This window comes from Stenotrophomonas sp. Steno-Z4 (assembly GCF_056393145.1).
This window is the reverse complement of sequence record NZ_JBWJPC010000001.1, coordinates 142,457-156,166: the sequence shown is the minus strand read 5'-3', so window position 1 is coordinate 156,166 and position 13,710 is coordinate 142,457. Positions and strand designations below refer to the sequence as shown.

General features: G+C 66.3%; 14 protein-coding genes and 1 tRNA gene. 12 read left to right on the top strand and 3 right to left on the bottom strand.

Annotated elements, in window-relative coordinates:
- The 3 genes from trpA (at nt 1) to glmM (ending at nt 3,183) form a co-directional block, all read left to right on the top strand.
- The gene (gene trpA, locus AC06E7_RS00775) at nt 1-810 is read left to right on the top strand and encodes a tryptophan synthase subunit alpha (protein WP_478062485.1); all 810 of its coding nucleotides are present in this window, start codon (nt 1-3) and stop codon (nt 808-810) included.
- A gap of 139 nt (nt 811-949) precedes the next feature.
- Entirely contained in the window at nt 950-1,828 is an 879-nt protein-coding gene (gene accD, locus AC06E7_RS00770) for an acetyl-CoA carboxylase, carboxyltransferase subunit beta (protein ID WP_217537218.1), read from the top strand.
- Nucleotides 1,828-3,183 carry a phosphoglucosamine mutase gene (gene glmM / locus AC06E7_RS00765; protein WP_184126527.1) on the top strand — a complete coding sequence of 452 codons (1,356 nt, stop codon included), beginning with the start codon at nt 1,828-1,830 and terminating at the stop codon, nt 3,181-3,183. The genes accD and glmM overlap by 1 nt, the downstream gene beginning before the upstream one ends.
- A gap of 33 nt (nt 3,184-3,216) precedes the next feature.
- Here the strand turns inward: glmM and AC06E7_RS00760 are convergent, their stop codons facing one another.
- From AC06E7_RS00760 to AC06E7_RS00750, 3 genes are read right to left on the bottom strand one after another with little or no spacing between them, the layout of a single operon-like run.
- The gene (locus AC06E7_RS00760) at nt 3,217-4,071 is read right to left on the bottom strand and encodes a polysaccharide deacetylase family protein (RefSeq protein WP_478062482.1); all 855 of its coding nucleotides are present in this window, start codon (nt 4,069-4,071) and stop codon (nt 3,217-3,219) included.
- Entirely contained in the window at nt 4,058-5,209 is a 1,152-nt protein-coding gene (locus AC06E7_RS00755; protein WP_478062480.1) for a glycosyltransferase family 4 protein, read from the bottom strand. Before AC06E7_RS00755 ends, AC06E7_RS00760 begins: the two co-directional genes overlap by 14 nt.
- A 32-nt stretch (nt 5,210-5,241) precedes the next feature.
- Complete coding sequence (locus AC06E7_RS00750; protein WP_478062479.1) at nt 5,242-7,107, bottom strand: sulfatase-like hydrolase/transferase; 1,866 nt, start codon at nt 7,105-7,107, stop codon at nt 5,242-5,244.
- A 200-nt stretch (nt 7,108-7,307) separates the two neighbouring features.
- On the opposite strand from AC06E7_RS00750, the gene AC06E7_RS00745 reads away from it, so the two are divergent.
- From AC06E7_RS00745 to nuoE, 9 genes are all read left to right on the top strand, one after another.
- The gene (locus AC06E7_RS00745; protein WP_068853418.1) at nt 7,308-8,243 is read left to right on the top strand and encodes an isopenicillin N synthase family dioxygenase; all 936 of its coding nucleotides are present in this window, start codon (nt 7,308-7,310) and stop codon (nt 8,241-8,243) included.
- 374 nt (nt 8,244-8,617) lie between these two features.
- Nucleotides 8,618-9,373 carry a triose-phosphate isomerase gene (gene tpiA, locus AC06E7_RS00740; RefSeq protein ID WP_478062478.1) on the top strand — a complete coding sequence of 252 codons (756 nt, stop codon included), beginning with the start codon at nt 8,618-8,620 and terminating at the stop codon, nt 9,371-9,373.
- Nucleotides 9,374-9,395: 22 nt separating this feature from the next.
- Nucleotides 9,396-9,839, top strand: coding sequence for a preprotein translocase subunit SecG (gene secG, locus AC06E7_RS00735; protein WP_095363552.1), 444 nt, complete (start codon nt 9,396-9,398; stop codon nt 9,837-9,839).
- Between the two features lie 61 nt (nt 9,840-9,900).
- Nucleotides 9,901-9,985, top strand: a tRNA-Leu gene (locus AC06E7_RS00730).
- A gap of 112 nt (nt 9,986-10,097) precedes the next feature.
- Nucleotides 10,098-10,454: an NADH-quinone oxidoreductase subunit A gene (locus AC06E7_RS00725; protein ID WP_026069699.1), complete on the top strand. Its 357-nt coding sequence runs from the start codon at nt 10,098-10,100 to the stop codon at nt 10,452-10,454.
- The gene (locus AC06E7_RS00720) at nt 10,445-10,999 is read left to right on the top strand and encodes a NuoB/complex I 20 kDa subunit family protein (protein WP_017354657.1); all 555 of its coding nucleotides are present in this window, start codon (nt 10,445-10,447) and stop codon (nt 10,997-10,999) included. The genes AC06E7_RS00725 and AC06E7_RS00720 overlap by 10 nt, the downstream gene beginning before the upstream one ends.
- A gap of 32 nt (nt 11,000-11,031) precedes the next feature.
- On the top strand, nt 11,032-11,781 hold the full coding sequence (locus tag AC06E7_RS00715; RefSeq protein WP_068853414.1) for an NADH-quinone oxidoreductase subunit C: 750 nt from the start codon (nt 11,032-11,034) through the stop codon (nt 11,779-11,781).
- Nucleotides 11,778-13,085: an NADH-quinone oxidoreductase subunit D gene (locus AC06E7_RS00710; protein WP_068853412.1), complete on the top strand. Its 1,308-nt coding sequence runs from the start codon at nt 11,778-11,780 to the stop codon at nt 13,083-13,085. The genes AC06E7_RS00715 and AC06E7_RS00710 overlap by 4 nt, the downstream gene beginning before the upstream one ends.
- 94 nt (nt 13,086-13,179) lie before the next feature.
- Nucleotides 13,180-13,707, top strand: coding sequence for an NADH-quinone oxidoreductase subunit NuoE (gene nuoE / locus AC06E7_RS00705; RefSeq protein WP_070207226.1), 528 nt, complete (start codon nt 13,180-13,182; stop codon nt 13,705-13,707).
- Nucleotides 13,708-13,710: the final 3 nt, after the last annotated feature.

Genomic DNA, 13,710 nt, shown 5'->3' with positions numbered 1-13,710 from the left:
ATGCCTGTTGCCCGTATCGACGCCTGTTTCGCCCGCCTGCGTGCCAGTCGCCGCAAGGCGCTGATTCCGTTCATCACCGCCGGCGATCCGGGCCTGGATGCGACCGTGCCGGTGATGCATGCGCTGGCCGCTGCCGGTGCGGACGTGATCGAACTCGGGGTGCCGTTCTCTGACCCGATGGCCGATGGCCCGACCATCCAGCGCAGCTCCGAACGCGCGCTGGCGCGCGGCGCTGGCCTGCGTTACGTGCTGGACACGGTGCAGGCGTTCCGGCGCGACGACACCACCACCCCGGTGGTGCTGATGGGGTATCTGAACCCGGTGGAGATCCACGGCACGGCGCACTTTGCCGAGGCGGCGATCGCGGCGGGCGTGGACGGTGTGCTGCTGGTGGACCTGCCGCCGGAAGAGGCGGCCGAAACCCTGGAGATCTTCACCGCTGCCGGCCTGGCCCTGATCCTGCTGGCATCGCCGACCACGGCGGACGCCCGGTTGGATCTGCTTTCGTCGATGGCCAAGGGTTATCTGTATTACGTAAGCTTTGCCGGTGTCACCGGTGCGTCGGAACGGCTCGACAGCAGCGCTGCCGGTACCCGCCTGCGTGACCTGCGCAGCCGCTCGACCGTGCCGGTGGTGGCAGGGTTCGGCATCAAGGACGCACAGAGCGCCGCCGCCATGGCCGTGGAGGCCGATGGCGTGGTGGTCGGCAGCGCGCTGGTGGCGGCCTTGGCCGAGACGGTCGATGCCACTGGCGCTGCCCAGGTGGCGCGTACCTTCCTGCAGCCGCTGCGCGCCGCGCTGGACGCCTGAGAAGGCCGCAACGTACGGCCCAGCATGGTTTTCACGCCGGGATAACCCCGCCGGCAGGGGGTCCCGGCCGTGGAACGGGTGAGCTAGACTGTCCGCCTTTGCGGCCCTCGGGCCGCCCTGAACGGAAGTGTCATCCCGCATGAGTTGGCTCAGCAAGTTGATGCCGTCGGGCATCCGCACCGACAACGTCCCCAGCAAGAAGCGCAGCGTCCCCGAGGGCCTGTGGGAGAAGTGCAGCAGCTGCGGCAGCGCGCTTTACGGTCCTGAGCTGGAAGAGAACCTGGAAGTCTGCCCCAAGTGTGGCCACCACATGGCCATCCGCGCGCGGGCGCGCCTGGCGTCGTTGTTCGACGCTGACAGCACCACTGAAATCGCCGCGCGCCTGGGGCCGACCGACCTGCTCAAGTTCAAGGACCAGAAAAAGTACAGCGAGCGCATCAAGGCCTCGCAGAAGAACACCGGCGAATACGATGCACTGATCGCCATGCAGGGTCTGCTCAAGGGGCGGCCGCTGGTGGCCTCGGCCTTCGATTTCGCCTTCATGGGCGGCTCGATGGGCTCGGTGGTCGGCGAGCGCTTCTCGCTGGCTGCGGAAAAGGCGCTGGAAATCGGCGCGCCCTACGTGTGCTTCTCCGCCAGTGGCGGTGCGCGCATGCAGGAAGGCCTGTTCTCGCTGATGCAGATGGCCAAGACCTCGGCCGCGCTCGGTCGCCTGCGCGCGGCGGGGCTGCCTTACATTTCGGTGCTGACCCATCCCACCACCGGTGGCGTGTCGGCGTCGTTCGCGATGCTGGGCGACATCAACATCGCCGAGCCGCAGGCGCTGATCGGCTTCGCCGGCCCGCGCGTGATCGAGCAGACGGTGCGGGAGAAGCTGCCGGAAGGTTTCCAGCGCTCGGAGTTCCTGCTCGAGCACGGCGCCATCGACCAGATCTGCGACCGCCGCGAGATGCGTGACCGCCTGGCCGACCTGCTGGCCATGCTGGGCCGCCAGCCCGCCCCGGAGGCTGCTGCTTGATGGGCGCGCGCAGGTATTTCGGCACCGACGGCATCCGCGGTCGGGTCGGGCAGGGCGTCATCTCGGCGGACTTCGTGCTGCGCCTGGGCAATGCGCTGGGCCGCGTGCTGACCGAGCGTAACGGTCATCGGCCGGTGGTGGTGATCGGCAAGGACACGCGCATTTCGGGCTACATGTTCGAAGCGGCGCTGGAAGCCGGGCTGGTTGCGGCGGGGGCCGACGTGCAGCTGCTCGGGCCGATGCCGACCCCGGCGGTCGCGTTCCTGACCCGTACGCTGGGCGCAGACGCCGGGATCGTGATCAGTGCCTCGCACAACCCACATTACGACAACGGCATCAAGTTCTTCTCCGCCGATGGCGAGAAGCTCGACGATGCAACGGAGCTGGCGCTGGAAGCGGCGCTGGATACCGAGTTCACCACGGCCGATTCGGATCGGCTGGGCAAGGCGGCACGCGGTCGTGATGCGGTGGGCCGCTATATCGAGTTCTGCAAGGCCAGCGTGCCGCGCGGGTTTGACCTGCGCGGGTTGAAGATCGTGCTGGACTGCGCGCACGGCGCCACGTACCACATCGCGCCGCTGCTGTTCCGGGAACTGGGCGCGGAGGTGGTGGCCATCGGTGCAGAGCCGAACGGGGTCAACATCAACGATGGCGTCGGTTCGATGCACATCGACAACCTGGCGGCCAAGGTGCGTGAGGTGGGTGCAGACCTGGGCATCGCGTTCGATGGTGACGGTGACCGCGTGTTGATGGCCGATGACCAGGGCAATCCGGTCGACGGTGATGACCTGCTGTATGTGCTGGCCCCGTCGTGGCAGCGCAGTGGGCGCCTGCGCGGCCCGGTGGTGGGCACGCTGATGACGAACTTCGGGCTGGAGCAGGCGCTGGAGCGCCTGGGCCTGCCGTTCCAGCGCAGCAACGTGGGCGACCGCTACGTGCACCAGGCGCTGGTGGAAGGTGGCGGGGTGCTCGGTGGTGAAGCGTCGGGGCACCTGTTGTGCCTGGATCGCGCCACCACCGGCGATGCGATCGTCAGTGCGCTGCAGGTGCTGGAAGTGCTGCGTCGCGAAGGCAAGAGCCTGCGCGAATCGCTGGTAGGGCTGACCCGGGTACCGCAGAAGACGGTCAACGTGCGCCTGGCGGGTGTTTCTGCAAAGGTGATCGTGCAGTCCGAAGGCGTGCAGTCGGCACTGGCCGCTGCGCAGCAGGCGGTCAAGGGTCGCGGCCGCGCGTTCCTGCGCCCCTCCGGCACCGAGCCGGTGGTGCGCGTCACGGTTGAAGCAGATACCGCCGAGCTGATGCAGGCCACACTGGACAGCCTGTCCGGCGCGGTGAAAGCAGCAGCCGCAGCGTAATGAAAAACCCGGCTTCGGCCGGGTTTTTTTGCGTTACGGCCCCGGCACCATTTTTTTCTGCCTGGCCTTGAAGCGGTTGAACACCGGCGCGATCAATGGGTGGTAACTCCACGCGATGCGCTTGCGCAGCCAGCTGGCGGGGCGATTGCGGATGGCGAAACGGTAGATGTGTTCCGGATCGCCGCCGACCACGTTGCGGCCGAACGGGTGGGTGGTGTGCAGGTAGCGGAAGCCCTGCGCGCGTGCGATGGGCAGGTAGTCCTCGTCGAAATCGCCGTAGGGCCAGCACAGCGTGTCGGACACTTCGCCGAGCTGTTCCTGCAGCACGCTGCGCGCCATTTCCAGGTCGCGGGTGATGCCTTCGCGCTTCTGTTCGCGGCTGATGTCCTGCTTCATCCAGCGCGTGTGGGTGTGGGTGTGGCAGTGCACTTCGAAGGTGCCGGCGTCGATCATGGCGCGCGCTTCGCTCCAGCGCATCATCACGTCGTCGTGGCGGTTCTCGCGCAGGATCGCCGCCTCACAGCCGCGATGGTCAGGCGTGGGGGGCAGTGCCGCACCGGGCTGGCCGGCGTGCGGCCGTACCGGGCCTTCGCCCATCCAGCCGGTGACCACGAACACCACGGCGTGCATGCCGTACTTCTGCAGGATCGGGTGGGCGTACACCCAGTTGTCCAGGTAACCGTCATCGAAGGTGATCACGATGGACTTCCGTGGGACGGGCCTGCCGGCCAGGAAGCCGGCGTACTGCTCGAGCGTGAGCGAGGTCCAGCCGTTGCCGGCCAGCCAGGCGATCTGGCTTTCGAAGTTTTCCGGCGATACCGTGATCATGCCCGGCGAGGGCGACACGTGGTGGTGCATCAGCACCGGCACGGTTCTAGCGTTGGCCATGGCCCAGTTCCTTCAACCACTGGTGGTAGTAGTGTTCGGTGGCTTCAGTGTGCCCGGTCGGGGTGAAGCGGTGCGCGCAGCGCATCCAGTCCCACCCGGCCTGGCCCATCTGCCGGCGGCGCTCCGGCTGCTCGACCAGGGTCTGCAGCGCTCGGGTGAGCGCGGCCTGGTCGCCGAGCGGGGCGAGCAGGGCGTTGCTGCCTTCCACCAGCATCTCCGGCACGCCGCCGACCCGGGTGGCCACGATCGGCACGCCGACGTAGGCGGCCTCGAGGAACACCGTGCCGGCCGCCTCCTTGTGGGTGGCAAGGGCAAAGATGTCGAAGCCGGTCATCAACCGGCAGGCGCCGTGGCGGTAGCCGAGCAGGTGGACCTGCGCGGCGATGCCGAGCGCTTCGCGCAGCGCCTTGAGTTGATCCAGCACGGGCTGGCCGTCGCCCACGATCACCAGCTGCAGGTTCGGCTGCTGGCGGCACAGCGGGGCCATGGCGCGCAGCAGGTCGGCGTGGCCCTTGGCTTCGCGCAGCACCGCGACGCAGCCGACCACGATCTGGTCATCGGTGAAGCCGAGTTCGCGGCGAACTTCGGCACGGGTTTCCTGCAGGCACTGCCAGGCATCATCGCTGTGCGCCTGCGACCACTGCGGCGGCACGGCGATGGGCGGAACGATGCCGATGTGGCCGTCGGCCACCCCGCGGTGGACCAGCAGCTGCTTCACGAAGCTGCTCACGGTCAGCACCCGGTGCGGCAGGCCGGTGTAGGTGAGCAGGGAGTTGACCGGGCTCATCAGGTGCCGTGAACGCACCACCAGCGGCGCGCCGGCCAGGCGCGCACCGGCGGCGGCAATGAGTGCGTCGCGGCGGCTGGTGGTGTTGACCACGTCATAGGTGTGCCGGCGCACCAGCCGTTTCACCGACCAGATGCCGCGCAGCAACCGCAGCAGCCCACCCATCTTCAGCGCATGCACGGTGAAGCCCGCTTCGCGCGCCACTTCGCCCAGGCGTGCACCGGGCTGGCACAGCAGCGATACGTCGTGGCCGCGCTCGCGCATGGCCAGCATGTGCCGGTAGATGTAGATCTCCTGGCCGCCAAATCCCTTGGCGGCTTCCGTGTGCAGGATTTTAAGGGGCTTGTTCATCATGAACGTTCCAGGGGTCTGGATAATCAACGTCATTGCTTGCGGAAGTGGGTCAACGCGTTCCAGGCAGTCCGCACTGCTGCCGGGTCCGGCGGCTGGTCGTGCAGGGGCAGGTAGTGGGCGTCCAGGGTGGTGGCGTTGCCGAACTTGTCGAACACGTAGGTGCGGTTGCCTTCACGGATGCCGCGCTGCGACCAGCTTTCCACCAGCAGGGGACGCGCCGGGCGGGTGGCGTCGAACAGGTCCTGGCCGGTGCTGAAATCGGCCAGCGCGTTCTCGCAGCCCAGCCCGTGACGCATCAGGGTCGGCACCCAGTCTTCATGGCTGCTGGCGGCGTCGTGCCGTGCCGGGTCACGCCCGGGCCAGTGCAGCACGAACGGCACCTGCATCTGGTAGTCGGAGAAGTTGCCGTTGTGGCCCCAGTAGTTCAGGCCCAGGTCGTTGAATTCTTCGGCGTGGTCGCCGGTGACCAGCACGATGGTGTTGTCGGCCTGGCCACTCTCGCGAAGGGTCGCCAGCAGCTGGCCGATCAAGGCATCGGTGTAATGCACGGCGGTGCGATAGCGGTTGCGCTCGGGCGTGGCGTCGTGCTCGTCGTCGAAGGCAAGGAAGTTCACTTCCGTGGCCATCGGCGTGGCCAGCGCAGGGTAGGCCTCCGGCAGGTGGTACGGCGCGTGGGTGCTGTCCAGGAACACCATGCCGAACCAATGGCCGCCGCCGGGCTGGCGGATGTCCGCACCGAGCGCATCGACGATGTGCTGGTCACGCGCGGCGACCGGCAACGACGACGGCGCGGTATGCAGCTGGTTGCGTACCTGGGCGAACACGGTGCGGTCGAATTCGGGGCTGTACAGGGGTGCACTGCCGTACAGGTGCAGGTCGTAGCCCTGTTGCTGCAGCACCTCGAACAGGATCGAGCCGCGCTGTTCGCTGAGCATGCTGGACCAGTAGCCGCCGGGCAGGCCGTAGAGCAGGCCGAACAGGCCATAACGGGTGGCATTGCCGCTGCTGTAGTGGCGGTCGAACACCTCCGATTGCTGCGCCAGCGCCCAGGTGTTGGGCATGGTGGTGGCATCCAGCGCGTCATGCCGCAGCGATTCGAGCACCACCACCAGCACATTGGGTTGGGTGTGGCTCTGGCAGCGCAGCGGCTGCAGCGGGTACTGCAGCTGGCTGTGGCGCGGGTCGGGCAGGTTGGCCTGCGGCAGGCTGCGTACGCCAAGGCGGTGCATGTGGCGCTTGGCGGTGATCGGCTGCGCCCACGGCAGGTAGGCCCACTGGCCGGTCACGGCGCGCTCGCCCAGGGCGTCGTAATAGGCCGTGGCGATCTGGCCGGTAGCCATCAGCGCCAGTCCGGCAGCCCAGGCCAACAGCACCGGGCGGCGCCGGGCGCGGTCGGGCACCAGTTTCCAGCAGGCCCAGGCCAGCAGGACTTCGGCGGTGGCCACGGCCGCCAGCACGCCCAGCGACTGCAGCCAGCTCTGCCAGGACAGGGCCACCTGGTCCTGCAGCGCGCCCCCGAACACCATGTTCATCACCATGGCATTGAGGTGGAAGCGGTACAGCGCGAAGACCTTTGCATCCACCAGCAGCAGGCACAGCCACAGGCCCTGCAGCAGCACGGCGCTGACCACCAGCGGCCGCGGCGAGCGCGGCCACAGCCCCACGGCCAGTGGCAGCAGCGACACCAGGCTGCCGAAGGCAAGGAAATGACCCGGAAGGGCAAGGGCCAGGTAGCCCAGCCCCAATGCGCCACCGGGGTTGTCGTGCAGGGGCGTATTGCCCAAGGCGATGGCAATGGCCACGCAGGCGTTGATGGCGGTGAACAGGCTCAGCCAGCCCAGTCGCGTCCAGCGCGTGGGTGCGGGCAAAGGGGAGGCGGGGCGCGATACGTCCATGCAGGGTCGGTCAGATAGGGTGAATCGGAAGACGTGGCGGCGGCGTCCTGTGCCGCCCGGCCGCGTCGACGCGGTGGGCGGGCGCATTGTATCGGTTTGTATCAACCTATCGGCGGCGTCGATTGTCCGATCTGGCACAATGTTCAGCCGGGCCACAGGCGTGGCCCCGCATACCCACCACGAACAAGCCAGGAATCGCTGTGAGCCAGATCCCCACCCTCGACATCACCCGTTTCGACAGTGACCGCGATGCCTTCGTCGCCGAGCTGGGGGCGGCCTACCGTGAATGGGGTTTCGCGGGCATCCGCAACCACGGCATCCCGCAGGCGGACATCGACGCGGCCTACGACGTATTCAAAGCCTTCTTCGCGCTGCCGGAAGCCACCAAGCTGCAGTACCACCTGCCGGGCACCGGCGGTGCGCGTGGCTACACGCCGTTCGGCGTGGAAACGGCGAAGGGCTCAAAGCACTTCGACCTGAAGGAGTTCTGGCATATCGGCCGTGAGATCCCGGACGACTCGAAGTACCGTGACGTGATGGCCCCCAACCTGTGGCCGACCGAGGTCCCGGGCTTCAAGGAGAAGGGCTACGGCCTGTACCAGGAACTGGACAAGCTGGGCTCGCGCGTGCTGTCGGCCCTGGCGCTGCACATCGGCCTGCCGATCGACTTCTTCGCGGACAAGACCAACAACGGCAATTCGATCCTGCGCCCGATCCACTACCCGCCGATCACCGCCGACGACATCCCGAACGTGCGCGCGGGCGCGCATGGCGACATCAACTTCATCACGCTGCTGGTGGGCGCCAGCGCGGCCGGCCTGGAAGTGCAGTCGCACGAGGGCAAGTGGGTGCCGTTCACCTCGGACGCGGACACCATCGTGGTCAACATCGGCGACATGCTGCAGCGCCTGACCAACCACGTGTACCCGTCCACGATCCACCGCGTGGTCAACCCCCCGGGCGAGCAGGCCCGCCAGCCGCGTTACTCCGTGCCGTTCTTCCTGCACCCGAACCCGGACTTCCTGATCGACGTGCTGCCGACCTGCATCACCCCGGAAAACCCGAGCCGCTACCCGGAGCCGATCACCGCGCATGGGTTCCTCGAAGAGCGACTTCGTGAGATCAAGCTGAAATAAGAACAAGGCCACCGAAGGGTGGCCTTGTTCATTTCAGCGTAGCCCCGGCCGTTGGCCGGACGCTCTTGGATCCGGGTCCATCAATCCGTGATGGATGATTGCGGTTGGGTATAAACCCCGGACGCCGAGGGGCAGTGGTGCGTCACCGGTTCCGGACGCGTTGCCGCGCTGCGCGCGGTGTCCGGCCAACGGCCGGGGCTACGACCTGGTGCGGGCGTATCGGGATCGGGATCAATCAACCATGGGCCCATCGCGGATCCGGTGGGCTGGTCCGACCTGTATCCAATATCCATTTGAAATGTAAGCGTTTTCGGGAAACGCGCATTCGTTACATCCGGTATCATTGCCGGCTGATACCCCAAAGGAGCCCCGCCATGCGCCGCAAGATCGTCGCCGGTAACTGGAAGCTGCACGGCAGCCGTCAATTCGCGACCGACCTGGTCAGCGATATCGTCGCCAGCCTGCCGAAGGGTGGGGTAGAGGTCGTCATCCTGCCGCCGCTTCCGTACCTGGGCGAGCTGGTCGAGGCCTTCAAGGGCCGTGCCGTCGCTTTTGGCTCGCAGGACGTCAGCTCCAACGAAAAGGGCGCCTACACCGGCGAAGTCTGCGCCGCCATGCTGGCCGACGTCGGTGCCCGCTATGGGCTGGTCGGCCATTCCGAGCGCCGCCAGTACCACAAAGAGAGCAGCGAGCTGGTGGCCCGCAAGTTCGCCGCCGCCGTGCATGCCGGCCTGGTGCCGGTGCTGTGCGTGGGCGAAACCCTGGAGCAGCGTGAGGCTGGCCAGACCGAAGACGTCATCGCCAGCCAGCTGGCGCCCGTGCTGGAGCTGGTTGGCCCGGCCGGGTTCCAGCATGCCGTGGTGGCCTATGAGCCGGTCTGGGCCATTGGCACCGGCCGCACCGCCACCCAGGAGCAGGCCCAGCAGGTCCACGCGTTCATCCGTGGCGAAGTGGCCAAGCTCGATGCTAGAATTGCCGATTCGTTGCCCATCCTGTACGGCGGCAGCGTGAAGCCCGACAACGCAGCGGAACTGTTCGCGCAGCCCGATGTCGATGGTGGGCTGGTGGGCGGCGCCTCGCTGGTGGCCGCGGATTTCCTGGCCATCGCCCATGCGGCGGCCGCTATTTGACATGCCCGAGGGCGGATTCGAAATGCTGATGTTGATCCTCAATGTGGTCTACGTGCTGGTCGCGGTGTCCATGATCGCGCTCATCCTGATGCAGCGTGGTTCCGGCGCGGCCGCAGGCTCGGGTTTCGGTGCCGGCGCTTCGGGCACGGTGTTCGGCGCGCGCGGCGCGTCCAACTTCCTGTCCAAGTCGACCAAGTGGCTGGCCGTGGTGTTCTTCGGCATCAGCCTGTTCATGGCCTGGTACGCCAGCCATGGCGCGCGCCCGGCGGTCCAGCAGGACCTCGGCGTGATGTCTGCCCCGGTTGCGCCCAGCGCCCCGGCGGTCCCCGCAGGTGAGCTGCCGGCCGTGCCGAAGGCCCCGGAAGCCGCTGTCCAGCAGCCGGTTCCGCAGGCTACTGTGCCGGCTCAGGCGGAAACGCCGAAATCGGGTGAAGAAAAGCCTTCGGAAGGCTCCCAGACTCCCTGAAGACGGTTACAATATGCGGCGCGTTGGGGGATTCGATTGGAACTCCCGGCGCGATACGTAAGCCCAGGTGGCGGAATTGGTAGACGCACTACCTTGAGGTGGTAGCGACTTAGGTCGTAGGGGTTCGAGTCCCCTCTTGGGCACCATTTTGTTTGTAAGCGGATACGTCTGGCGCGCAAAGCGCCAGTAGCGTTTTCCGTCCACTCCCCCATGCCAAGACGCCTGCAGGCGTGGCGGCAGAGGCAAGAGAGAATCGCTGTGCTGGCCGAATATTTGCCGTCTCTGCTGTTTCTGATTGTTGCCACCGGTATCGGCGTTGCGCTGATGCTGGTCGGCCGGTTCCTCGGTCCCCGGCGTCCCGATCTGAAAAAGCTCTCGCCGTACGAATGCGGCTTCGAGGCTTTCGAGGACGCGCGCATGAAGTTCGATGTGCGCTACTACCTGATCGCCATCCAGTTCATCGTATTTGACTTGGAAATCATCTTCATCGTGCCGTGGACCCAGGTCTTCATGGAGCTGGGCGCACGTTCGCTGGTCACGATGGGCCTGTTCGTGGGCATGCTTTTCCTCGGTTTCATTTACGTCTGGAAGAAGGGAGCGCTGGAATGGGAGTAATTCAGACTCTCGATGGCCTGATGAACAACCCGGTCCCGGAAGGGCGGGTCGATGACATCCTGCGCCCCGAAGGCGACAACCCGCTGCTCGAGAAGGGCTATGTGACCACCAGCGTCGACGCGCTGTTGAACTGGGCACGTACCGGCTCGATGTGGCCCATGACCTTCGGTCTGGCCTGCTGCGCGGTTGAAATGATGCATGCCGGTGCCGCGCGCCTGGACCTTGACCGCTACGGCGTGGTGTTCCGCCCGTCGCCGCGCCAGTCCGACGTGATGATCGTGGCCGGCACCCTGGTCAACAAGATGGCCCCGGCCCTGCGCAAGGTCTACGACCAGATGCCGGACCCGAAGTGGGTCATCTCCATGGGCAGCTGCGCCAACGGTGGCGGCTACTACCACTACTCGTATGCAGTGGTGCGTGGTTGCGACCGCGTGGTGCCGGTGGACGTGTACGTCCCCGGTTGTCCGCCTACCGCCGAAGCGCTGGTGTACGGGATCCTGCAGCTGCAGAAGAAGATCTGGCGTACGCAGACCATCGCCCGCTGACATTCCTCCTGACAAGAGCACGCCAAGCCCCCATGGCAGAGCAAGCATCCTTCATCGACCGACTTTCCGCACGTTTCGCTGGTGCGCAGGTCTTCGTGGTCGAACCCCGCGGCGAAGTGACGCTGGAAGTGCCCGCCGCTGACTGGCATGCCACCGCTCTGGCGCTGCGCGACGAATTCGGTTTCGAACAGGCCGTTGACCTGTGCGGCCTGGACTACCTCGGCTACGGCAGCGACGAGTGGGACACCTCCGATGTCTCCTCGCAGGGCTTCAGCCGTGGCGTCGAGGGCAAGTCCGTCGGCCGTTTCGCCTGGGGCGAGTTCCCCACCCGCGAAACCAGCGATGGCGCCCAGCCGCAGCCGGTGCCGCTGCAGCGCTACGCCGTGGTCGCCCAGCTGCGTTCCTACCAGCACAACCTCACCATGCGCATCCGCTGCTTTGCGCCGAACGAGGAACTGCCGGTGGTCGCCTCGCTGACCAGCGTGTGGCCGGGCCTGAACTGGTTCGAGCGCGAAGCGTTCGACCTGTTCGGCGTGATCTTCGAAGGCCACCCGGACCTGCGCCGCATCCTGACCGACTACGGCTTCGTGGGGCATCCGTTCCGCAAGGACTTCCCGCTCATCGGCAACGTCGAAGTCCGCTACGACGAAGAAAAGAAGCGCGTTGTCTATGAGCCGGTCACCTCGGTCGAGCCGCGTGTCGGCGTGCCGCGCGTGATCCGTGACGACGCCCGTTTCCAGACCGCTGCCGGCGAAAGCGCGCAGACGGAGGCAAGCAAGTGAGCCAGATCCACCAAGCCCACCAGGCGTTTGCGAGCAACCCGGCCGAACTGCGCCAGGAAATCCGCAACTACACCATGAACTTCGGTCCCCAGCATCCGGCCGCGCACGGTGTGCTGCGCCTGATCCTGGAAATGGACGGCGAAACCATCATGCGCGCCGACCCGCACGTCGGCCTGCTGCACCGTGGTACCGAAAAGCTGGCCGAATCCAAGCCGTTCAACCAGTCCATCGGTTACATGGACCGCCTGGATTACGTGTCCATGATGTGCAACGAGCACGCCTACGTGCGCGCCATCGAAACCCTGATGGGGATCGAAGCGCCCGAGCGTGCCCAGTACATCCGCACCATGTTCGATGAAATCACCCGCATCCTGAACCACCTGATGTGGCTGGGTTCCAACGCGCTCGACCTGGGCGCGATGGCGGTGATGCTGTACGCCTTCCGCGAACGCGAAGAGCTGATGGACTGCTACGAAGCGGTCAGCGGCGCGCGCATGCACGCGGCGTACTACCGTCCGGGCGGCGTCTACCGCGACCTGCCGGACCAGATGCCCAAGTACAAGGAATCGCGCTGGCACAAGGGCAAGGCCCTGAAGAACCTCAACGCCTCGCGCGAAGGTTCGCTGCTGGACTTCCTGGAAAACTTCACGGTCGAGTTCCCCGGCCGCGTCGACGAATACGAAACCCTGCTCACCGACAACCGTATCTGGAAGCAGCGTACGGTCGGCATCGGCGTGGTCAGCCCGGAACTGGCGCATGCCTGGGGCATGACCGGCGTGATGCTGCGTGGCTCGGGCGTGGCCTGGGACCTGCGCAAGAAGCAGCCGTATGCCAAGTACGATGCCGTGGATTTCGACATCCCGCTGGGCAAGGAAGGCGACTGCTACGACCGTTACCTGGTCCGCGTGGCCGAGATGCGCGAATCCAACCGCATCATCAAGCAGTGCGTGCAGTGGCTGCGTGCCAACCCCGGCCCGGTCATGGTCAAGAACTTCAAGGTCGCCCCGCCCAGCCGCGAGGACATGAAGGACGACATGGAAGCGCTGATCCATCACTTCAAGCTGTTCAGTGAAGGCTACTGCGTCCCGGCCGGCGAAACCTACGCCGCGGTTGAAGCGCCCAAGGGCGAGTTCGGCTGCTACCTGATGTCCGATGGCGCCAACAAGCCGTTCCGCGTGCACCTGCGCGCGCCGGGCTTCGCCCATCTGTCCTCGATCGACTCGGTCGTGCGCGGGCACATGCTCGCCGACGTGGTGGCCATGATCGGCACCTACGACCTGGTGTTCGGCGAGGTGGACCGGTAATGGCCACCGCATGCACGATGCCTGACACCCGCCGGCTGCTGCCGGCGCTGCAGGTTCTGGTTTTTAACGATTTGGTATTCGCTGAGGTCGGCCGATGAAGGCGACGGGTAATTTCGAGGCGGCGCGTGACGTCGACCCGATGGTGGTGTTGAGCGACAAGACGCGCGCGCACATCGATCACTGGCTGTCCAAGTTCCCGCCGGACCGCAAGCGTTCGGCGGTGCTGCAGGGCCTGCACGCCGCCCAGGAGCAGAACGCCGGTTGGTTGACCGACGAGCTGATCGCCGGCGTGGCCAAGTACCTGGACCTGCCGCCGGTGTGGGCCTACGAAGTGGCCAGTTTCTACTCGATGTTCGAGCTGGAAAAGGTCGGCCGCCACAACGTCGCCTTCTGCACCAACATCAGCTGCTGGTTGAACGGCGCCGAAGACCTGGTCGCGCATGCCGAGAAGAAGCTCGGCTGCAAGACCGGCCAGTCCACCGCCGATGGCCGCATCTACCTCAAGCGCGAAGAAGAATGCCTGGCCGGTTGCGCCGGTGCGCCGATGATGGTCATCAACGGCCATTACCACGAGCGCCTGACCGTCGAGAAAGTCGACGAGCTGCTGGACGGGTTGGAGTAAGAC